General features: G+C 72.4%; 19 protein-coding genes. 5 read left to right on the top strand and 14 right to left on the bottom strand.

Annotated elements, in window-relative coordinates; all coding sequences use genetic code 11:
* Positions 1-59 precede the first annotated feature (59 nt).
* Together AB0J93_RS01965 and AB0J93_RS01960 are read left to right on the top strand one after the other, a co-directional pair.
* Positions 60-539: a YbjN domain-containing protein gene (locus AB0J93_RS01965; RefSeq protein ID WP_363917149.1), complete on the top strand. Its 480-nt coding sequence runs from the start codon at positions 60-62 to the stop codon at positions 537-539.
* A gap of 116 nt (positions 540-655) precedes the next feature.
* Positions 656-2,188 carry a YbjN domain-containing protein gene (locus AB0J93_RS01960; protein ID WP_363917693.1) on the top strand — a complete coding sequence of 511 codons (1,533 nt, stop codon included), beginning with the start codon at positions 656-658 and terminating at the stop codon, positions 2,186-2,188.
* Between the two features lie 46 nt (positions 2,189-2,234).
* Here the strand turns inward: AB0J93_RS01960 and AB0J93_RS01955 are convergent, their stop codons facing one another.
* The 6 genes from AB0J93_RS01955 to AB0J93_RS01930 form a co-directional block, all read right to left on the bottom strand.
* Positions 2,235-3,419: a S1 family peptidase gene (locus AB0J93_RS01955; RefSeq protein WP_363917147.1), complete on the bottom strand. Its 1,185-nt coding sequence runs from the start codon at positions 3,417-3,419 to the stop codon at positions 2,235-2,237.
* Positions 3,420-3,585: 166 nt separating this feature from the next.
* Positions 3,586-5,277, bottom strand: a complete 1,692-nt coding sequence (locus AB0J93_RS01950) for a ribonuclease J (protein ID WP_363917145.1) — start codon at positions 5,275-5,277, stop codon at positions 3,586-3,588.
* Positions 5,278-5,329: 52 nt separating this feature from the next.
* The gene (gene dapA / locus AB0J93_RS01945; RefSeq protein WP_363917143.1) at positions 5,330-6,256 is read right to left on the bottom strand and encodes a 4-hydroxy-tetrahydrodipicolinate synthase; all 927 of its coding nucleotides are present in this window, start codon (positions 6,254-6,256) and stop codon (positions 5,330-5,332) included.
* A gap of 78 nt (positions 6,257-6,334) precedes the next feature.
* A complete protein-coding gene (gene thyX, locus AB0J93_RS01940; RefSeq protein ID WP_363917691.1) occupies positions 6,335-7,078 on the bottom strand; it encodes an FAD-dependent thymidylate synthase in 744 nt (247 codons plus the stop codon).
* A gap of 124 nt (positions 7,079-7,202) precedes the next feature.
* The gene (locus tag AB0J93_RS01935) at positions 7,203-7,772 is read right to left on the bottom strand and encodes a DUF2752 domain-containing protein (RefSeq protein WP_363917689.1); all 570 of its coding nucleotides are present in this window, start codon (positions 7,770-7,772) and stop codon (positions 7,203-7,205) included.
* A gap of 50 nt (positions 7,773-7,822) precedes the next feature.
* Positions 7,823-9,052: a crosslink repair DNA glycosylase YcaQ family protein gene (locus AB0J93_RS01930; RefSeq protein ID WP_363917141.1), complete on the bottom strand. Its 1,230-nt coding sequence runs from the start codon at positions 9,050-9,052 to the stop codon at positions 7,823-7,825.
* Between the two features lie 78 nt (positions 9,053-9,130).
* Between AB0J93_RS01930 and AB0J93_RS01925 the strand changes: the two genes are divergently transcribed.
* Positions 9,131-9,685: a GNAT family N-acetyltransferase gene (locus AB0J93_RS01925; RefSeq protein ID WP_363917139.1), complete on the top strand. Its 555-nt coding sequence runs from the start codon at positions 9,131-9,133 to the stop codon at positions 9,683-9,685.
* Here the strand turns inward: AB0J93_RS01925 and AB0J93_RS01920 are convergent.
* Entirely contained in the window at positions 9,581-10,885 is a 1,305-nt protein-coding gene (locus AB0J93_RS01920; RefSeq protein ID WP_363917688.1) for a glycosyltransferase family 87 protein, read from the bottom strand. The two genes, AB0J93_RS01925 and AB0J93_RS01920, sit on opposite strands and share 105 nt — an antisense overlap.
* 35 nt (positions 10,886-10,920) lie before the next feature.
* Here AB0J93_RS01920 and AB0J93_RS01915 point away from each other — a divergent pair, with 35 nt between their 5' ends.
* Positions 10,921-11,502: a GNAT family N-acetyltransferase gene (locus tag AB0J93_RS01915; RefSeq protein ID WP_363917137.1), complete on the top strand. Its 582-nt coding sequence runs from the start codon at positions 10,921-10,923 to the stop codon at positions 11,500-11,502.
* A 37-nt stretch (positions 11,503-11,539) separates the two neighbouring features.
* On the opposite strand, the gene dapB is transcribed toward AB0J93_RS01915, so the two are convergent.
* From dapB to truB, 6 genes are all read right to left on the bottom strand, one after another.
* On the bottom strand, positions 11,540-12,304 hold the full coding sequence (gene dapB / locus AB0J93_RS01910) for a 4-hydroxy-tetrahydrodipicolinate reductase (RefSeq protein WP_363917135.1): 765 nt from the start codon (positions 12,302-12,304) through the stop codon (positions 11,540-11,542).
* Between the two features lie 142 nt (positions 12,305-12,446).
* Positions 12,447-13,745, bottom strand: a complete 1,299-nt coding sequence (locus AB0J93_RS01905) for a pitrilysin family protein (RefSeq protein ID WP_363917686.1) — start codon at positions 13,743-13,745, stop codon at positions 12,447-12,449.
* Between the two features lie 203 nt (positions 13,746-13,948).
* Complete coding sequence (locus AB0J93_RS01900) at positions 13,949-16,315, bottom strand: polyribonucleotide nucleotidyltransferase (protein ID WP_363917133.1); 2,367 nt, start codon at positions 16,313-16,315, stop codon at positions 13,949-13,951.
* A gap of 221 nt (positions 16,316-16,536) precedes the next feature.
* Positions 16,537-16,806 carry a 30S ribosomal protein S15 gene (gene rpsO, locus AB0J93_RS01895; RefSeq protein ID WP_099847095.1) on the bottom strand — a complete coding sequence of 90 codons (270 nt, stop codon included), beginning with the start codon at positions 16,804-16,806 and terminating at the stop codon, positions 16,537-16,539.
* 193 nt (positions 16,807-16,999) lie between these two features.
* The gene (locus AB0J93_RS01890; protein WP_363917131.1) at positions 17,000-17,929 is read right to left on the bottom strand and encodes a bifunctional riboflavin kinase/FAD synthetase; all 930 of its coding nucleotides are present in this window, start codon (positions 17,927-17,929) and stop codon (positions 17,000-17,002) included.
* 59 nt (positions 17,930-17,988) lie between these two features.
* Positions 17,989-18,873 carry a tRNA pseudouridine(55) synthase TruB gene (gene truB, locus AB0J93_RS01885; protein ID WP_363917129.1) on the bottom strand — a complete coding sequence of 295 codons (885 nt, stop codon included), beginning with the start codon at positions 18,871-18,873 and terminating at the stop codon, positions 17,989-17,991.
* A 145-nt stretch (positions 18,874-19,018) separates the two neighbouring features.
* Between truB and AB0J93_RS01880 the strand changes: the two genes are divergently transcribed.
* On the top strand, positions 19,019-19,330 hold the full coding sequence (locus AB0J93_RS01880; RefSeq protein ID WP_363917127.1) for a hypothetical protein: 312 nt from the start codon (positions 19,019-19,021) through the stop codon (positions 19,328-19,330).
* Here the strand turns inward: AB0J93_RS01880 and AB0J93_RS01875 are convergent, their stop codons facing one another.
* The gene (locus AB0J93_RS01875; protein WP_363917125.1) at positions 19,331-20,674 is read right to left on the bottom strand and encodes an MATE family efflux transporter; all 1,344 of its coding nucleotides are present in this window, start codon (positions 20,672-20,674) and stop codon (positions 19,331-19,333) included.
* Positions 20,675-21,116: the final 442 nt, after the last annotated feature.

Genomic DNA, 21,116 nt, shown 5'->3' with positions numbered 1-21,116 from the left:
CGTGTCGCAACGTGGTCCCCGCCGCCTGCCGTGATATTCGCCTCGCGAGGGAGTGTCCGATGGGGTCGCCGGAATTCGAGGACCGTGCCGGCGACCCGTTGGCGGGTCATCCGTCGACGCTGCGGCCGCTGACCAGGCAGCTCGTCTCCGCCGTGCTGAGCCACCGCGGCGACACCGTGGCCGACGACGCCGACGGTGCGCTGGTGGGCAGGTGGGCGCAGGGGCACATCTGGTTCCTCCGCGCCGGAGACGCCGGGGAACTGCTCCAGGTACGCACCGTCGCCGCGCCCGCCTTCGCGGTCGAGGACGTGCCGCGGCTGCACGACTTCTGCAACACCTGGAACCGTGACCGGTTCTGGCCGAAGGCGTTCGTGCACGTCGACGACGCCGGTCAGGCCCGGGTCTGCGGCGAGGTCATCACCGACCTGGAGAGGGGCGTCACCCCGCACCAACTGGACCGGCTGCTCGACCGGGGCATCTCGGCCGGCTGCCGGCTGGCCGACGAGGTGGGCCGGCTCGCGGGTACGGGACGCCCGTGACGGGGCCGGTCCCCGGCGGCCGTAGGAGCCGCGGCCGGGCCCACGTCAGCGGCCGGGCGGCCGACGGCGTACGCACCGACCGGCGGACCGCCGCCGCCCTCGCCGACGCGAGGGACATGCCCGACGGCGAGGTGCGCGTCGGCGAGTTGGAACGGGTAGCCGCTCTCGCCGAGGCGGATGGCGATCGGCGAACCGCCCTGGACGCCTGGTCCGAGCTGGTCGAGACGCACCTGCGCGGCGGCGAACGGTGGCGGCTGTTCGAGCCGGTCCGGCGTTGCCTGCGTGCGGCGGAACCGGACGACGACACGCTGCGCCGCTATCGGCGGTACGCCGTCGAGGCGCTGCTCGGCACCCCGCGCATCGGCCTGGACCAGGCTCGCGGCGTACTGCACGGGCTCACCGAGGAAGGTGGCGAGGCGAACGCGGCGCTGGTGGCGCAGCTGCGGTGCCGGATCGCCGACCACGTGGGCGACGAGCCCGCCGCCCGACGCTGGCTGGCACGGTGGCCGGCCGGGGCACCCGACCCGGCTGCCGGGTGCCCCGACTGCCTGCCCGTACGGCAGGCGGAGTTGCTGGCCGGCTGGGGTGACTGGGCTACCGCGCTCGACGTGCTCGATCCGCTGCTCGACGCGCCGGCCGGCTGCACCGCCCAGCCGGAGGCGGCCCTGGCCGCGGCGCTGCTGCCCTGGCTGTGGGCGGGCCACGCGCAGCGGGCGGGCCGCGCGCACGTACGGGCGTACCGGCGGCACCGGGCGGAACCCGACGGTTTCGGTTACCTCGCCACCCACCTGCGCTTCTGTGCACTCGGTGGGTACCTCGACCGCGGTGTGGAGATCGTCGTCGAGCAGCTGCCCCGACTGGACCGGCCGCACGAGGATCTGTCCGTGATGGAGTTCGCGGCGGCGGGGGCGCTGGTCTGCGCGCTGGCGGGCGAGACGGCCGCCGACCGGGTGGTGCGCCGGCCGGCGTACGGTGGGCGACCGGCGGCAGAGGTCACGGTGGGCCAGCTCGGTGCCGAACTGCTCGCCGTCGGGACCACGCTGGCCGGTAGCTTCGACGCCCGCAACGGCACCGGGCACCAGTCCGGCCGGATGGCCGCCTGGCTGGCCGAGCGTCCGCTCGCCCCGGCGGTGCCGCTGCCCGCCGACGACGAGTTCGAGTCGGCCGACGAGGTCGGGCCGGACGGGGAGCCCGACGACCGGCCGGGACCGGACGGCGGTGGCACCGAGTTGGCCGGCGACGAGGTCGGCGCGTTGACCGTGACCATGATCACCGACGCGCTGGACCGGCGAGGTGACGGCTACACCGTCGACGCCGCCGGCACGGTGCTGGGACGCTGGGGCGACGCGGTGATCCAGTTCCGGCGGGCCGGAGAACGCCACGACATCCTGCACGCCCGGGTGGTGGCCGGGCGTCGGCTGGCGGCCTCCCGGCGCACCGAGGCGTACGCCTTCTGCAACGCGTGGAACCGGGACCGGCTGCTCCCCAAGGCGTACGTGCACGATCCGGGCGACGGTGAGCTGGTGCTGGCCGGCGAGGTGACCACCGACCTGGCGTACGGTGTCGCTCCGGATCAGGTCGCGGTGCTTGTCGACGCGGCGGTCCGCACCGGTGTCGCGTACGCGGCGGCGGTCGCCGCCCTACCCTGACCCGTCCCGGCCGGGCGCGGAACAGCACCCGGCCGGGATCGGCGGATCAGCGCCGGCTGCTCAGGGCGCGGAAGTTCTGCGTGGTGAGCAGGGTCAGGTTGTTGCGCTGGAGGATCTCGTTGACCGGCTGGTAGAACGTGGTGCCACCACGGACGCAGTCGCCGGATCCACCGGAGGTCACGCCCTGCGCCTGGTTACCTGAGATCCACGAGCCACCGGAGTCACCGGGTTCGGCGCAGACGTTTGTCCGCACCAGCCCGCTGACCAGCCCTTCCGGGTAACGGACGGTGGCGTTGCGGGCCTGTACGGTGCCGCAGCGGACGCCGGTGGTGGAGCCGGAGCGGCAGATCGACGAACCCACCGGCACCTCCTGCGAACCGGCCACCCGGGCCACCCCGCCCCGGAAGTCGGTCACCTCCGGCAGCACCCTGGTGTTGTTGTTGACCTGCACGAAGGCCCAGTCGTCACCGGGGAACGACGAGGCCCGGAAGACGCCCTGCGGTGCCCGGTCGGCACCGGTGGTGCGGGCACCGACCCGCCCGCAGTGTCCCGCGGTGACGAAGCCACCAGTCACCGCGAAGCCGACCGAGCAACGGCCGCTGCCGACGAAGAACGGCTCGCCACCGCGTACGTCGGCGAAGAGCCGTGGCTGTTCCTCGGTGGTCATCCGCACCGCGGTCCGCGGCACGCCGGCGCGGGCCACGAAACGCCACCCGGCCGCCTCCGCGCCCGGCTCCGCGAGCACCACGACGGTGTTCGAGGCGACGTCGACGTACCAGCCGGAGACCTGTCGGGCGCGGGCGGCGGTACGGTCCATCCGGGTCTTGAGGGTGTCGAGCTGGCCGACCCCACGCTCGACCACCTTCGGCACCGCCCCGGCGGCCCGGACCCGCTGTGCCTGTGCCTCGTCGGCGACCGCCACGTTGAGTTCGCTGCCGTCGGCGCTGAGCCAGCTGCCGCCGTAGGCCGCGCCGAGGTCCGCCCGGAGCCGGTCGACCACCCCGGAGGCCCAGCGTTCGGTCTTCAGTCGCGCGGCCACCTGCGACTCGTCCAGCCGCAGGTCCCGTCGCATCGCCTCGACCACGTCCGGGTCGGCGCCCTCCACCGCCCCGCTGGTCGGTGCGCCGACCGGCGCGCCACCGTCACCGGCGAACGACGGCAGGGCGACGGCCGCCGCCGCGCCCAGAGCCGCCACCACGACACCGATGGCTGTCAATCGTCTGCGGTCCATCCGCCATGCTCCTCCCGGCTGGCGCGGTCACGCCTGCCGGCTCGGAGTACGGGCAAACCGCTCGAACGGTTGAACTCGCACGCCGATCAATCGATTTGCTGACGCCAATGGGCCACCACCCGCCGGGTGCGGTGGCCCATCGGAACCGGTCCGGTACGCGCGGTGTTCAGACCTCGACGACGGTGGGAACGATCATCGGGCGACGACGGTACGCGTCGTTGACCCAGCGGCCCACGGTGCGCCGGACGATCTGCTGGAGCTGGTGCGGGTCGGTGATCCCGTCCGCGGCGGCCCGGTTGAGCGCCTCGGTCACCAGCGGGATCACCGCGTTGAACGCCCCTGGATCCTCGGAGAAGCCCTTGGCCGAGACGGTCGGACCGGCGACCACCTTGCCGGTGACCGAGTCGACCACGACGGTCGCGGCGATGAAGCCACCGTCGCCGAGGATGCGCCGCTCGGTGAGCAGTGACTCGCTGACGTCGCCGACGGCCAGGCCGTCGACGTAGACGTACCGGCTCTTGACGTGACCCACCAGGCTGGCCCGCCCCTCCACCAGGTCGACCACGTCGCCGTCCTCGCAGAGCACCACCCGGTCCGCCGCCACGCCGGACTCGATGCCCAGCCGGGCGTGCGCACGCAGGTGCCGCCACTCACCGTGCACCGGCATCAGGTTGCTGGGCCGGACCACGTTCAGCAGGTAGAGCAGTTCCCCGGCCGGGGCGTGCCCGGAGACGTGCACCTTCGCCACGTCCTTGTGCACGACCACCGCACCGGCCCGGGCCAGCCGGTTGATCACCCGGTAGACGGAGGTTTCGTTCCCCGGCACCAGCGACGAGGCGAGCACCACCGTGTCGCCGGGTGCGATGGTGATGTGCCGGTGATCACCGCTGGCCATCCGACCCAGGGCACTCATCGGCTCACCCTGCGAACCGGTGGACATCAGCACGATCTGCTCGGGCGGCATCGAGGTCGCCTCGTCGAGCCCGACGACCAGGCCGGCCGGGATGTTCAGCAGGCCCAGATCCCGCGCGATGCCCATGTTGCGGACCATCGACCGACCGATCAGGGCGACCTTGCGACCGTGCTCGAGAGCCGAGTCGAAGACCTGCTGCACCCGGTGCACGTGGGAGGCGAACGAGGCGACGATGATCCGGCCCCGGGCCTTCGCGAAGATCGCGTCGAGGACCGGACCGATCTCCCGCTCGGGCGTGACGAAGCCAGGGATCTCCGCGTTCGTGGAGTCCGACAGCAGCAGGTCCACGCCCTCGGAGCCGAGCCGGGCGAAGCCGGCCAGGTCGGTGATCCGGCCGTCCAGCGGCAGCTGGTCCATCTTGAAGTCGCCGGTGTGCAGCACCAGCCCGGCCGGGGTCCGGATGGCCACCGCGAGCGCGTCGGGAATCGAGTGGTTCACCGCGAAGAACTCACACTCGAACGGGCCGAGCCGCTCCCGGCCGCCTTCCCGCACCGTCAGCGTGTACGGCTGGATACGCCGCTCGGCCAGCTTCGCCTCCACCAGCGCGAGGGTGAACTGCGAGCCGACGAGCGGAATGTCGGGCTTGTGTGCGAGCAGGTAGGGCACCGCACCGATGTGATCCTCGTGGCCGTGCGTCAGCACGATCGCCTGGATGTCATCGAGCCGGTCGAGGATCGGGCCGAAGTCCGGCAGGATCAGGTCGACACCGGGCTGTTCCACGTCCGGGAAGAGCACGCCGCAGTCGACGACCAGCAGCTTGCCGTCGTACTCGAAGACGGTCATGTTCCGGCCGATGGCGCCGAGCCCGCCGAGCGGTACGATCCGCAGTCCGCCCTCCGGCAGCGGCGGTGGAAGTTGGGCCTCCTCGTTGTGCGCCTCGGTCACGCGTTCACCTCATTCTGCGACGCCGTCACCCGGCGTCCGTCGTGTCGTTTGATCATTCAGGGAGCGGCAGGCCCGCCGCCGCGCAGTCGGCGCGCAGCTGGGCGATCTCGCCATCGGTGGCGTTCACCAGCGGCGGACGGACCGGTCCACCCGGCAGGCCCCGCACCGCCAGGCCAGCCTTGACCAGGATCACGCCCTGGGTACGGAAGATCCCCGTGAACAGCGGCAGCAGGCGGCGGTGCAGCGCCAGTGCGGTTGCCGTGTCCCCCGTGTCGTACGCCTCGATCATCCGCTTGGTCTCGGCACCGGTGAAGTGTGTGGAGGTGCCCACCACGCCGACGCAGCCGACGGCCAGGGCGGGCAGGGTGAGCGAGTCCTCGCCGCTGTAGTACGCCAGCTCCGCCCGGCTGGTCACCCAGCTCGTCGCCGTCAGGTCGCCCTTGGCGTCCTTGACCGCGACGATCCGGCCGTGCTCGGCGAGCTGGACCAGGGTCTCGGTCTCGATCGCCACACCGGCGCGGTGCGGGATGTCGTACAGCATCACCGGCAGCCCGGTGGCGTCGGCCACCGCGGTGAAGTGGCGCAGCAGACCGGCCTGCGGCGGCTTGCTGTAGTAGGGCGTGACCACCAGCAGCCCGTGTGCACCGGCCTTCTCCGCCGAGGTCGCCAGCTCGATGGTGTGCCGGGTGTCGTTGGTGCCGACCCCCGCCACCACCCGGGCCCGGTCGCCGACCGCCTCCACCACGACCCGGATCAGGCGTTCCTTCTCGGCGTCGGTGGTGGTCGGTGACTCGCCGGTCGTGCCGTTGACCACCAGGGCGTCGTTGCCCTGCTCCGCGACCAGATGATCCGCCAGCCGTGCCGCGCCGTCGAGGTCGAGCGCCCCGTCGGCGGTGAACGGGGTCACCATGGCCGTGAGCACCCGGCCGAACGGACGGGAGGCCGTTCGAACCGGAGCGTCGAGGTGGTCGTGCGTCATGGTGACAACCTATCGGACGGCCGACGGCCGGCCACCGGGGAAGGCCTCACCACCCCCGGGTGGGCGGCCGGACGCCGTTCAGGACACCTGGGCGTACGGGCTCTGCGCCACCTCCGTGCCGTCGGGCAGCGTCGAGATGGTGAAGTCGGCGAAGACGTTCGGCGCGACCCGCTGCAACTGTCGGAGGCATTCCACCGCCAGCTCACGGATCTCCACGTCGGCGTGCTCGGTGGCACGCATACCGATGAAGTGCCGCCAGGCCCGATAGTTGCCCGTCACCACGATGCGGGTCTCGGTGGCGTTCGGCAGCACCGCGCGGGCCGCCTGGCGGGCCTGCTTGCGCCGCAGAGTCGGGTTCGCCACGTCGGCGAAGCGCCGTTCCAGCCCTTCCAGCAGCTCGTTGTAGGCCCGTACGCTCGCCTCGGCGGCCTCGACGAACCGCTTGTGCAGTTCCGGGTCGTCGGCGATGACCGTCGGCTCCACCATCGCGGCGTCCCGCTCCGGCACGTACCGCTGCGACAGCTGGGAGTACGAGAAGTGGCGGTGCCGGATCAGCTCATGGGTGAACGAGCGGGACACGCCGGTGAAGTAGAAGCTCACCGAGCCGTGCTCCAGCACCGAGAGGTGGCCGACCTCCAGGATGTGCGCCAGGTACCCGGCGTTCGTCGCCGTCGCCGGGTTCGGCTTCTTCCAGCTCTGGTAGCAGGCCCGCCCGGCGAACTCCGCGAGCGCCTGCCCCCCGTCGGCATCGGTCGACCAGGGAACGTCCTCCGGCGGATCGAAGTGGGTCCACGCGATCAGCTTGACCTGGGGCTGCACCATCTCCGGCATTCCTGGGACTGTAGCGGACCGGGCAGCGGGCAGCGGCCGGCGGGCCGGACGGCGAACAGACCACGAGGTATGTCACGTCGACAGCCACCCGCGGAGCAATGCTGAGGGTTCGGACCTAGACGTAGAGGGCGGTGAAGGGGGGCCAGGGGAGGTTGCGGACCACCGAGAAGGCCAGCCAGGCGGCGAGGAACCCGCCGATCAGCTTCGGGCCGATGCGTAGCTCGGGAAGCCGCCAACCGAACGCCTGCCGACCGGCCCAGGCGACGAAGAGGTACGCCAGGAAGGGCAGCGCGAAGACGAAGAGGAAGTGGTGGCGGGCGGCGGCCGGCAGATCGGCGTGCAGCACGTACCAGAGCGCGCGGGTGCCGCCGCAACCCGGGCAGTCCAGCCCGGTGGTCATCTTGAGCAGGCAGGTCGGCAGGGCGTCGGGCGCGGATCGGGTGGGATCGCTGAGCAGCGTGTACCCGATGCCGGCGGCGACACAGCCGACCGCGGCCAACGGCACCACCCAGCGCGGCGTGCGAGCGTGCATCCGGGTCACGAACCGGGTGAGCCGGTCGGACTCGACCACCGGATAGCCGGCCGGGTAAGCAGCCGCCCAGTCGCCCTGCGCGGCCCCGTCCACCGGCGCACCGTGTGGATGCCCGGCCGGGACCGGTGTGCCGCCGGAAGCGCTCGACTCCATGGCAGGGTGCGGTTGGGCAGCGTCCGATCGGTCAACGCTCGTCACGGACCTCACCGTACACCGGCCACGCCCACCAACGCGGCGGCCAGCGGTGCCGCGAGGTCACCGGCGGCCGGCGGCGCCACCGTGTCCAGGCCGAGCCAATCGGCCAGGCGGTACAGCTCGGCGGCCAGGGCGATCGCCGTCTCCCCCGGGTCGACGCCCGGCTCGACCCAGGCGGCCGGCACCAGCAGCACCCCGGACTTGCGGTCCGCCTTCAGGTCGACCCGGGCGGTGAAGCGCTCGCCCTGGCGGAACGGCAGCACGTAGTAGCCGTACACGCGTTGCGGTGCGGGCACGTAGATCTCGATGCGGTAGCTGAAGCCGAACAGCCGCTCGGTGCGGGCGCGCTCCCAGACCAGCGGATCGAAGGGGCTCACCAGGCCGTTGCCGCGCACCCAGCGGGGTAGCCGGGCCTCGGCGTGCAACCAGGCCGGCTGCCGCCACCCCTGCACGGTGACCGGTCGCAGCTCTCCCGCCTCGACCAACTCGGCGATGGCCTGCCTCGCGCCGGCCACCGGCAGCCGGAAATAGTCGCGCAGCTCCGGCTCCGCGGCCACCCCGAGCGACCGGGCCGCGACGCCCACCAGGGTGCGGTACGCCTGCGCGTCGGTCGGCGTCGGCGCGTCCAGCACCTGCGCCGGCAACACCCGTTCGGGCAGGTCGTAGCGGCGGGCGAACGAGGTGGTGCGCTGTGCCGCGCACACCTCGCCGGCCCAGAAGAGGTATTCCAGGGCCTGCTTCACCGCCGACCAGTTCCACCCCCAGTTGCCGGTCTGGCGGGGCACGTCGTGCTCGATCTCGGCCACGGTGAGCGGCCCCCGGGCGGCCACCTCGTCGCGTACCCAGGCGACCAGGGCCGGCTGCTCGGCGGCGATGCGGCGCATCCCGCCCCAGGCGTCGGCGTGCGCCCGCGCCATCCGCCAGCGCAGCGCCGGGTGCAGGGCGACCGGCACCAACGACGCCTCGTGGCCCCAGTACTCGAACAACTCGCGGGGCCGGCGGTAGGCGGCGGAGTCGAGCAGAGTGGTGGGGTAGGGCCCGAGCCGGCTGTAGAGCGGCAGGTAGTGCGCCCGTTGCAGCACGTTTACCGAATCCATCTGGATCAAGCCGATCCGGTCGAGCACCCGACGCAGGTGCCGGCGGGTGGGCGCCCCGGTGGGCGCCGGATCGGCGAAGCCCTGTGCGGCCAACGCGACGCGGCGGGCCTGGGCGAGCGAGAGCGATTCCGGTGCGGCCATCGCAGGCAGGCTACGGCAGGCGTACGACATCGGTGCGGACACTGGACCTGCCCGCCCTGGCGGCCTAGAACTACTTCCATGCCCAGCATCCGCCGTGAGCAGCCCGACGACGCCGAAGCGGTGGCCCGGGTGCACGTACGCGGCTGGCAGGCCGGCTACGCCGGAATCATGCCGGACGAGGTGTTGAACCGGCTCAACCCGGTCGCCTGGGCGCAGCGCCGCCGGGCCCTCGGCACCGCCGACCCGGATCATCCGTTCACCACCCTGCTCGCCGAGGAGCACGGCACGCTCGTCGGGTTCACCACCTTCGGTCCGTACCGCAACAACCAGGATCGCGGTGACCTCGACCCGGCGTACGGCGAGGTGGTGAGCCTCTACGTCACGCCCGACCACTGGGGTGACGGCACCGCTCGGGCGCTGTTCGCGGCGGCGCGGGCGGGCCTGCGCGAAACCGGCTGGACGGAGTACCGGCTCTGGGTGCTGGCGGACAACGACCGGGCCCGCCGGTTCTACGAGCGGGCCGGGTTGTCACCGGACGGTGAGCGGTCGACCTATCCGGTGCCGTTGTCCGGCGGGCGACCGTCGATCGGGCTGGTCGAGCTGCGGTACACCGGCCGCCTCGACGGCGGCTGAATCCGACGACGACGCTGGATCCGACCGCGACCGGGGTGGGACCGGACGCACGGGCAGGAAGGCCAGCAACGCCAGGCTGATCCAGACGTAGGTGTTGCCGAACAGGAAACCGTCCAGACCGGTGAAGTCCTCCTCCCACGCCCAGACGATCCGGCTGATCAGGAACGCGTACCCGATGGTCGCGCAGGCCAGCAGGGTCCGACGGCGGCGGCCACCCGGCGGTGCGGCCATGCCCCGGTCCACCAGCAGCAGCAGGCCCGGCAGCAGCCAGACCAGGTGATGCACCCAGGTGACCGGGCTGACCAGGCACATCACCGCGCCGGTCAGGGCCAGCCCGGTGGCCTCGTCGCCCACGGACGCCGCGGCCCGGGACCGCCACGCCCAGAGCACCAGCGTCGCGACGACCAGCAGCAGCCAGGCCAGCGTGCTGGGGCTCTGCGGGTCGAGCCGGGCCACCACGCCCCGCAGCGACTGGTTGGAGACGAAGGCCAGCTCACCGACGCGCCCGGTGTTCCACAGCGCGCTGGTCCAGAACTCCCGGGAGGCGTCCGGGAACAGGGCCGCGGCGAGGATGGTCGCGGCGGTCGCGGCCCCTGACGCGGTCACCGCCGCGCGCCAGCGCCGGGTCACCAGCAGGTAGACGATGAAGATGCCCGGCGTGAGCTTGATCGCGGTGGCCAGGCCGATGCCGATCCCGGCCCATCTGCTGCCACCCGGCAGCAGCCGGAGCAGATCCACCGCGACCAGGAAGAGCAGCAGCGTGTTGACCTGGCCGAAGTTGATCGTCTCGCGCATCGGTTCGAAGGCGGCGACCAGGCACAGCGCCACCGCGAAGGCGAACCAGCGCGTCCAGCCGGCGCGCCGGGACACCGGATCCAGCAGCCACCAGATCAGCACCGCGCTGGTCACCACGCCGGCGGCCACGCTCACCACGATCGCCGCATGCCAGGACAGGTACGCCATCGGCAGCATCACCAGGGCGGCGAACGGTGGGTACGTGAAGCCGTACTGGGTGCCGGGCTTGAGGTAGTCGTAGATCTCCCCGCCGTCGTGCACCCACCACACCAGGGCGCCCCGGTAGACCTGCAGGTCGAAGAAGCCGTGCCGAACGGCCGCCACGGACAGGAACCCGGCCACCGCGACGGCGAGCACGATCACCGCGGCGACCTGTCCGACCGTCCGCCTGGCACCCTGCGCCACCGTCGCCTCCCTCACCCTGCGTAGGCTGTCGTGCCATGAGTCTCGGGTACGTCCGCCCGGCGCGTCCGGAGGACGCCGCCGAGATCGCCCGCATCCAGCTCGCCACCTGGCGGGTCGCCTACCGGCGACTGCTGCCCCGGGAGGTGCTGGACGGCCTCGACGAGGCGTTGCTGGCCGAACGCTGGGACGCCTCGGTGCGCCAGCCGCCCGGCGGCACCCACCGGGTGCTGGTCGCCGTCGAACAGGCCGAGCAATCGTATCTGGTGGGCTTCGCCGCCTCCGGTCCGGCCGATGCCGAGGCGCTGGCACCGAACGAACCGTCCGACGCGCTCGGCGCGGACGTGGTGGCGGTGACCGACCTGCTGGTCGAGCCCCGCTGGGGCCGACGCGGGCACGGCTCCCGGCTGCTCGCCGCCAGCGTCGACCTGTGGCGGGAGTCCGGCTTCGACCGGGCGGTGGCGTGGGTGTTCGAGGGCGACCAGGCGTCCCGCAAGTTCCTCACCACCGCCGGCTGGGAACCCGACGGCGCGGGACGCGCGCTCGACGTGGACGACATGCTGGTCCCCCAGTTGCGCCTGCACGTCGCCGTCCCCACCGAACCGCCCCAGGCCGGCTGACCAGACCCGCCGGTCGCCGGCCGGGGCCGGCAGTCGCTCAGTCGAGCAGGGCGTCCAGGCCGAGGGTCAGGCCGGGCCGGTTCCGCACCGCGCGTACCGCGAGCAGCACGCCGGGCATGAACGAGACCCGGTCGTACGAGTCGTGCCGGATGGTCAGCGTCTCGCCGGTGGTGCCGAAGAGCACCTCCTGGTGGGCGACGAGTCCGGTGGCCCGCACGGCGTGCACGCGTACCCCGTCGACGTCGGCACCGCGGGCACCGCCCATCTCGTCCTTCGTGGCGTCCGGCACCGCGCCGAGGCCGGCCTCGGCGCGGGCCGCCGCGACCAGGCGCGCGGTGTGCATGGCGGTGCCGCTGGGCGCGTCGAGCTTGCGCGGATGGTGCTGCTCGACGATCTCGACCGACTCGAAGTAGCGGGCGGCGCGGGCGGCGAACTGCATCATCAGCACCGCACCGAGGCCGAAGTTGGGGGCGATCACCACGCCCACGTCGGGCCGGCCGGCCAGCCAGCCGCGTACCTGCTCGATCCGCTGCTCGGTGAAGCCGCTGGTGCCGACCACCGCGTGGATGCCCTGGTCGATGCACCAGTGCAGGTTGTCCATCACGACGTCGGGGGTGGTGAAGTCGACGAGCACCTCCGCCCCGGCATCGGCGGCGCTGACCAGCCAGTCGTCCTGGTCGACAGTCGCCACCAGCTTCATGTCGGTGGCCGCCTCGACGGCCCGGCACACCTCGGCACCCATCCGGCCGCCGGCACCCAGCACGCCGACTTTGATCGTGCCCTTCTCCTGCTCGTCAGTCACGCGGCACAACCTATCCCAACGAGAAGGGGTCGCGTCGCGTGATCCACTGTGTTCCGGCGGTGTGGCGAGGTAACCCGTTGGGTTGTCGCCGTGCCGCCGGGACGGTGTCGATCCGGCGAGGAGCGCACCCGTCCCGGGAGGGTCAGCCGGTGAACTGCCGGCCGGCGAACGGACCGACGACGGCGAGGGACATCGGCCGGTCCAGCAGCTCGGCGGCGAGGCCGTTGACGTCGTCGAGGGTCACCGCGTCGACCCGGTCCAGCAACTCATTGACCGGCACCAGGTCACCGTAGAGCAACTCGCCCTTGGCCAGCCGGCTCATCCGGGAACCGGTGTCCTCCAAACCGAGCACGAACGAGCCCTTGCTCATCCCCTTGCCCCGGGCCAGCTCCGCCTCGGTGATGCCGTGCGCGGCGGTACGCGCCAACTCGGCCCGGGTCAGCTCCAGCACCTCGTCGACCCGCCCCGGGGCGCAGCCGGCGTAGACGCCGAACAGGCCGCTGTCGGCGTACTGGCTGGCGTAGGAGTAGACGGAGTAGGCGAGGCCACGGCGCTCCCGGATCTCCTGGAACAGCCGGCTGGACATGCCTCCGCCGAGCACGTTGTTGAGCACGCCGAGGGCGAAGCGCCGCTCGTCGAGCCGGTCGATGCCCGGGCAGCCCAGCACGACGTGCGCCTGCTCGGTCTCCTTCTCCTCCACCACGGTGGAAGCGGCCCGGGTGCGTACCCGGGGCGTGGCCGGCCGGTGCGGCGCGGGCGCCGCCGGGTCGGTGTCCAGCGGGGTGCCCCGCAGTCCCTGGCGGACCAGCCGCACCACGGCGGTGTGGTCGAGGTTGCCGGCGGCGGCGATGACGATCTGGGGTGCGACGTAGCGTCGCCGGTAGAAGCTCTGGATCTGCCGGCGGGTCATCGGGGTGACGGTGTCGGCGGTGCCGGAGATCAGCCGGCCCAGCGGATGGTCACCGTAGACGGCCTGGGCGAACAGGTCGTGCACCTCGTCGCCGGGCTCGTCGTCGTGCATGGCGATCTCTTCGAGGATCACGCCGCGCTCGGTCTCCACGTCGGCCGGCTCCAGCACCGAGTCGGCGACCAAATCGCACATGACGTCGACGGCCAGGGGCAGATCCTCGTCCAGCACCCGGGCGTAGTAGCAGGTGTATTCCTTCGTGGTGAAGGCGTTGGTCTCGCCGCCCACGGCCTCGATCGCCGAGGAGATCTCCAGCGCGTTCCGCTTGTGGGTGCCCTTGAACAGCAGGTGTTCCAGGAAGTGGGCGGCACCGGCCTGCGGGCCGGTCTCGTCCCGCGAGCCGACGGCCACCCAGATGCCGAACGAGACGCTGCGCATGGCCGGAATCGCCTCGGTGAGTACGCGCAGCCCGTTCGGCAGCACCGTGCGGCGTACCGTGCCGCCCAGCGGATCGTCGCTCAGGGTCCGGGTCACCGCCCGGGTCGACCCACCGGCGGCCCGGGCGGTCGCGGTGGCGCGTCGGCCGGCACCGGGCGGTGTCACCCCGGGTGTGATCGTGGGGAGTGACGAACGCCGGGTGCGGCTCACGGCAACCTGCTTCCAGTACGACGAGGCGGTGGACGAGTTGACGAACCGGCCGGGCGACGGTGTCGCCCGGCCGGTCAGCGGTTCATTGGTCAGCTGTGCCGGGTACGGCGTCGGGGACGGTTGTCGCCGCCGCCCTCGCCACCTTCACCACGCTCGGGGCCACGACCGCCCCGGTCGCCACCGCGCTCGCGGTCGCCCCGGTCACGCGGACCCCGGTCGCCACCCCGGTCGCGGCCGGCGGGCCGCTCCTCGCCGGCTGCGGCGTCCGGCGCCTCGGCACCCTCCGGGCGGACCTTGTCCAGGTAGATCTTGCCGCGCTGGTCGATGTCGGCGATCTCGACCTCGACCCGGTCACCGACGTTGAGGAAGTCCTCGACCTTCTCGACCCGCTTGCCGTCGCCCACCTTGGAGATGTGCAGCAGGCCGTCGCGGCCCGGCAGCAGCGAGACGAACGCGCCGAACGGAGCGGTCTTCACCACCGTGCCGAGGAACCGGTCACCCATCTTGGGCAGGGTCGGGTTGGCGATCGCGTTGATCCGCTCGACCGCGGCCTGCGCCGACGGGCCGTTTGTCGCGCCGACGTAGATGGTGCCGTCGTCCTCGATGGAGATCTCGGCGCCGGTCTCGTCCTGGATGGCGTTGATGGTCTGACCCTTCGGGCCGATCACCATGCCGATCTTGTCGACCGGGATCTTCACGGTGGTCACCCGGGGCGCGTAGTCGGACATCTCGGCCGGAGCCTCGATCGCCCGCTGCATCACGTCGAGAATCGTCTGCCGTGCCTCGTGGGCCTGCTGGAGCGCGGCGGCCAGCACGTCCGACGGGATGCCGTCGAGCTTGGTGTCGAGCTGCAACGCGGTGACGAAGTCACGGGTACCGGCGACCTTGAAGTCCATGTCGCCGAAGGCGTCCTCGGCACCGAGGATGTCGGTAAGCGTGACGTACTGGGTCTTGCCGTCGACCTCGTCGGAGATGAGGCCCATGGCGATGCCGGCGACCGGGGCCTTCAGCGGCACACCGGCGCTGAGCAGGCCCAGCGTCGAGGCGCAGACCGAGCCCATCGAGGTGGAGCCGTTGGAGCCGAGCGCCTCGGAGACCTGCCGGATGGCGTACGGGAACTCCTCCCGCGAGGGCAGCACCGGGATCAGCGCCCGCTCCGCGAGGGCGCCGTGCCCGATCTCGCGACGCTTCGGCGAGCCGACCCGGCCGGTCTCGCCGGTGGAGTACGGCGGGAAGTTGTAGTTGTGCATGTAGCGCTTGGACTTCTCCGGGGAGAGGGTGTCCAGCGCCTGCTCCATGCGCAGCATGTTGAGCGTGGTGACGCCGAGGATCTGGGTCTCGCCGCGCTCGAACAGCGCCGAGCCGTGCACCCGGGGCAGCACGCCCACCTCGGCGCTCAGCGGGCGGATGTCACGCGGACCGCGACCGTCGATGCGGACCTGCTCGCGCAGCACCCGGCTACGCACCTCGGACTTGGTCAGCGAGCGGAAGGCCGCGGAGAGTTCCTTCTCCCGGCCCTCGAAGCGAGAGCCGAGTTCCTCCTGCACGCGCAGCTTGATCGCGTCCAGGGCCCCTTCGCGGTCGGCCTTGCCGGCGATCTGCAGGGCCTCGGCGACGTCGGCGCGGGCCAGTTCGACGACCGCGTCGTACGCGTCGTCCTGGTAGTCCAGGAAGACCGGGAACTCGGCGATCGGCTTGGCGGCGACCTCGGCCAGCTCGCTCTGCGCCCGGCACAGCTCGCGGATGGCGGGCTTGGCGGCCTCCAGGCCGCTGGCCACGACCTCCTCGGTCGGGGCGGGTGCCCCGCCGGCGACCAGCTTCACGGTGTGCTCGGTGGCTTCCGCCTCGACCATCATGATCGCGACGTCGCCGTCCGCGAGGGCCCGGCCGGCCACCACCATGTCGAAGGTTGCCCGAGCCAGCTCCTCGTGCGTCGGGAAGGCGACCCACTGGCCGTCCACGTGGGCCATCCGGGTGGCGCCGATCGGGCCGGAGAACGGCAGGCCGGACAGCTTGGTCGACATCGACGCGGCGTTGATCGCGACAACGTCGTACGGGTGCTGCGGGTCGAGCGCGAGGATCGTCTCGACGACCTGGACCTCGTTGCGAAGCCCCTTGACGAACGACGGGCGCAGCGGCCGGTCGATCAGGCGGCAGGTGAGGATGGCGTCCTCGCTGGGCCGACCCTCGCGTCGGAAGAACGAGCCGGGGATGCGGCCCGCGGCGTACATCCGCTCCTCCACGTCGACGGTCAGCGGGAAGAAGTCGAACTGCTCCTTCGGCTGCTTGCCGGCGGTGGTGGCGGAGAGGACGACCGTCTCGCCGAGCTGGGCGATGACGGACCCGGCGGCCTGTCGGGCCAGCCGGCCGGTCGAGAAGGTGATCTCACGGGTGCCGAACGACCCGTTGTCGATCACGGCGGTGCGGATTTCGGTGCCGAGTTTGGTCTCGGTCATGCTGCTTCAATGCTCCTTCGCATCGGGGGCCACGACGCGGAAGCTGTGCGGACGGCCGGTCTTCGATCGAAGCGCCCGGGACCACCGGCGGGATGCCAGGGTGCCCGGAGGCCACTACCGGAGACCGGTACGCCGACGCTCCCTTGTCTGGGTGGTCGTGGCCCGTTTCTCGGTTGGGACGCCGACGGGGGAGTGACCTGGTGGGCCACTCCCCCGTCACGTCACCGGCGCAGGCCGAGCCGCTCGATGAGCGACCGGTAGCGGTTGATGTCCTTCTTCTGAACGTAGTTGAGCAACCGGCGGCGACGGCCGACCAGCAGCAGCAGCCCACGGCGGCTGTGGTGGTCGTGCTTGTGCACCTTCAGGTGCTCGGTGAGATCGGCGATCCGCTTGGTGAGGACCGCGACCTGCACCTCGGGCGACCCGGTGTCACCCTCGGCGGTGGCGTACTCCTCGCGGATCTTGGCCTTGGACTGCTGGTCGAGCGCCATGTTCTCCCTGTTCTGGTGGGTTGTCTCAATGCGGTCCGTCGGGCCGGGCTACGGCACCGGTGACGGACGGTCCTCGCACCCGCGGCGTCGAGCAGGCAGGCGAGGCCCCACGTCGGTCAGCCGACGTCTCAGCCAGCCTACCAGCACCCACCCGACCCGGCCGGTCAAGGGCCACGGGCGGGTCGGTGACCGGTCAGCCCAGAACCCGGCGGGTCCGCTCGACGTCCTGGGCGATCTGGGCGATCAGCGGCTCGATCGAGTCGAAGCGGGCCTGCCCGCGCAGATGCGCCACGAAGTCCAGCGCCAGCCGCTCGCCGTAGAGGTCGCCGTCGAAGTCCAGCGCGTACGCCTCGATCCGCCGCTCCCGGCCGGAGAAGGTCGGGTTCGTGCCGATCGACACGGCGGCGGCGAGCGGCTGCCGCTGCCCCCGACGGATCATCCGGGCGGCGTAGACGCCGTCGGCCGGGACCGCCGCGTACCGGTGGCAGAGCAGGTTCGCGGTCGGGTAGCCGAGTTCACGCCCGCGCTGGTCACCGCGGACAACCACACCCTCCAGCCGGTGTGGGCGGCCGAGCGCGTCGGCCGCTGCGGTCACGTCACCTGCGTCGACGCAGGATCTGATGTACGTCGAGGAGAAGACCGTGCCGGCCGCGGCCACCAGCGGCGCCCCTTCGACGGCGAAGCCGAACGTACGGCCGAGCCGCTCCAGCAGCGCCACGTCACCGGCGGCCCGGTGGCCGAACCGGAAGTTCTCGCCCACCACCACGAGTGCGGCGTGCAGGTGCTCGACAAGCACGTCGTGCACGAACGCCTCGGCCGACAGCCGGGAGACCTCTGGCGTGAACGGGATCACACAGAGCACGTCCGCACCGAGGGCCTCGATCAGCTCCGCCTTGCGGGACGGCTCGGTCAGCACGGCCGGATGGGAACCGGGCCGCACCACCTCGGCCGGGTGTGGGTCGAAGGTGACCACCACCGACTGCACGCCGAGTTCACGGGCGCGGGCCACGGCGTGCCCGATCGTCGCCTGGTGCCCCTTGTGCACACCATCGAAGACGCCGATGGTGACGACCGACCGTCCCCAGCCACCGGGCGCCGCGTCGTACCCCCGCCACCGCTGCATGCTGCTCCTCCGCTGTCGTTGGCCCCGACCGTCGGCGGTCGGCCGTCGGGCACCCGGCATCAGGCCGGGGCGAGCACGATCTCCGCGCGGGCCCGGCCGGCCCGCTCGCTGACGATAGCGATCAGCCCGCCGGCCGGATCGAAGACCGCGTACGGCCCGGTGTGGCCGACCGGGTCGAGCGGACCGCCGTGGGAGAGCACCTTCGCCTCCTCGGCGGTGGCGTCCCGGCGGGGGAAGAACCGGTCGGCGGCGGCCGCGAGCGGCAGCCCCACCACGTCCGGTGCGCGGCGCTCCAGCTCGTCGAGGGTCAGGGCCTCCGCCAGGGTGAACCCACCCACGGCGGTACGACGCAGCGCGGTCAGGTGGCCGCCGACCCCGAGCGCCAGGCCGGCGTCGCGGGCGATCGCCCGGATGTACGTCCCGGTCGAGCAGGCCACGTCGACGTCGACGTCGACCACGTCGGGCCGGTCACGCCGGATCGCCGGCACGTCGAGCCGGGAGACGGTGACCCGCCGGGCCGGCAGGTCGACGCTCTCCCCCTCACGGACCCGTTTGTACGCCCGCTGCCCGTTGACTTTGATGGCGCTCACCGCGCTCGGCACCTGGTCGATCTCCCCGGTCATTCCGGCCAGAACGTCCCGGACCGCCTCGTCGGTGAGCATCCCGGCGGGCGTGGTGGCGATCACGTCACCCTCCGCGTCGTCGGTGACCGTGGCCTGCCCCAGCCGGATGGTCGCCGCGTAGCTCTTGTCCGCACCGATCACGTACGTCAGCAGCCGGGTGGCCCGGCCCACCCCGATCACCAGAACCCCGGTGGCCATCGGATCGAGCGTGCCGCCGTGACCGACGCGTCGGGTCCGGGCCAGCCGGCGGATCCGGGCGACCACGTCGTGCGAGGTCATACCGCCGGACTTGTCCACCACGATCAGGCCGTCTGTGCTCACGGCGTGCAAGCCTGCCAGACCGGCCTGCCGCCCCGAGCACCGGACGGGCCGCCGAAAATCGGATGTTCGCGTTGGTATCTCCCTGACACGATGGGCACATCGGCGGCGGTGAGTGCCGCCGCCGGCAGGCCACGGGGAGAACGAGATGACCACGCCCGATCGAACACGCCGGCCCGACGATTCGGTCCGTCTGCGTACGCCCGACCAGCCCAGCGCACTGCCGGACTGGATGCTGGATCCACCGCCGCCGAGACGCACGCTCGGCGTCCGGATCGCCGAGGGGGTGGCCGCTCTGCCCGGGGCCGGCACGGTCCGCCGCCGCTGGTGGGCCTGGCAGGGACGACGACGCCTCCGCGACCGTTACCCGAACACCGTGAAGGTCATCGCCATGCTCGTCTCCTTCGTGGTGAGCCTGGCCCTGGTGCTCTTCATCTACGCGCTCTACAGCCAGGCCTGATCAGGCGGCAACGCGCTCCTCGCCGCGGATCGCGCCGGTCACCGCCCACGCACCGCTGCGTAGTCGCAGCAGCAGCCCGATCAGGCGGATGACGGTGAACAGCATCAGCCCGGCCCAGATGCCACCGAGGCCCAGGTCGAGGGCGTACGCCAGCCAGATCGCCGGCAGGAATCCGCCGAGCGCACCGGCCATGGTGAGGTTGCGCAGATAACGGATGTCACCCGCGCCGATCAGCACCCCGTCGAGGGCGAACACCACCCCGGCCAGCGGCAGCATCGCGGCGAACCAGGGCCAGGCGACAAGCGCCTGCTCGTGTACCGCCCGATCGGAGCTGAACCAGGTGGGCACCACGCCGGCACCGGCCGCCGCGAGCACCGCGAACGCCGTACCGCAGATCGCGCCCAACCGGCCGATCCGGCGGGCCAGCGCCCGCGCCGTCGCGTCGTCACCACCGCCGAGCGCCGCCCCTACCAGCGCCTGCGCGGCGATGGCCAAGGCGTCGAGCACCAGCGCCGCGAAGAACCAGAGCTGTACGGCGATCTGGTGGGCGCCGACCGTGGCGGCACCGAACCGGGCGGCCACGGCCGTGGCGGACAGGAAGCTGGCCTGGAAGGCCACCCCGCGGATCAGCAGGTCCCGGCTGAGCACCAGTTGCTGGCCGATGATCCGGGGACGCGGGCGCAGGGCCACCCGCTCGGCGACCAGGGCGGCGGCGAAGAGGGCACCGGAGAGGGTCTGCGCGATCACGTTCGCCACCGCCGAGCCGATCAGCCCCATGCCGACCGGGTAGACCAGCACCGGGCAGAGCACCGCGGAGAGCACGTTGGGGCCGACCACGAAGAGCAGCGGCCGGCGGGTGTCCTGCACACCCCGCAGCCAGCCGTTGCCGGCGGCGGCGAGCAGCAGCCCGGGGGCACCGAACGCCGCGATGCGCAGCCACTCCGCGGCGGCGACGGCCACCTCACCACCGCCGGCCAGGGCACCCGCGAGGGCACCACCGCCGAACTGCATGCCGATGACGACCGCCAGCCCGACGCCAAGGGCCGACCAGGATGCCTGGACCCCCTCGGCCACCGCGGCGGCGCGGTCCCCGGCACCGAACCGGCGAGCCGCGCGGCCGGTCGTGCCGTACGCGACCACGGTCCCCAGCCAGGCGGTGAGGGTCATCACGGTGCCACCCACGGCTACCGCCGCCAGGGGCACCCGGCCCAGGTGGCCGACAACCGCCGTGTCGACGAGCACGTAGAGCGGCTCGGCGGCGAGCACCACGAGGGCGGGCAGGGCGAGCGCGGCGATTCGACGCGGCGACGCAACCCGGCCGGTGGCAATTGTCGACTGACTCATCGCCGCCGATGGTGGCACGTTAGGCGTAAGGGGAGCAAGCTTACCCACCACTTACCCGGACGAACGTCCCCCCCGGGTGGTCGGGGCAGCGGCGGTCCAGCCCGGCGGCGCGGGAGGACGACCGGACCGGCGGTGACGCCGTACGCGTCGGCGGCGGGACGTCACCACCGGTCGAACACCGTCACTGACGGGTGTCCATGGAGGTCTGCAGGGCGCGACGGGCCTGCTCACGGGCCTCGTCAGTGGTCTCGGGCTTGGGCTTGGCGGCCATGGTGAACCCCTTCCAGGGCACGCGTCACCGAGCGCGGCGGCGCGTCACGGGCGGTGCTACGACTGTCGCCCGAAAGCCGGTTCCGGGGTCGCCGGAGCGGCGGATGGGCGGCCTGGTGGCCCGGGTCGGTCAACCCTGGAGCGGAGCGGTACCGGGTATGGCTCCGCCCCT

Origin of the sequence: Micromonospora sp. NPDC049374 (assembly GCF_040677165.1) — a bacterium.
In the GTDB taxonomy this organism is placed as follows: Bacteria; Actinomycetota; Actinomycetes; order Mycobacteriales; family Micromonosporaceae; genus Micromonospora.
The sequence above is the reverse complement of the archived record's forward strand: the minus strand, read 5'-3'. Positions and strand labels throughout refer to the sequence as shown.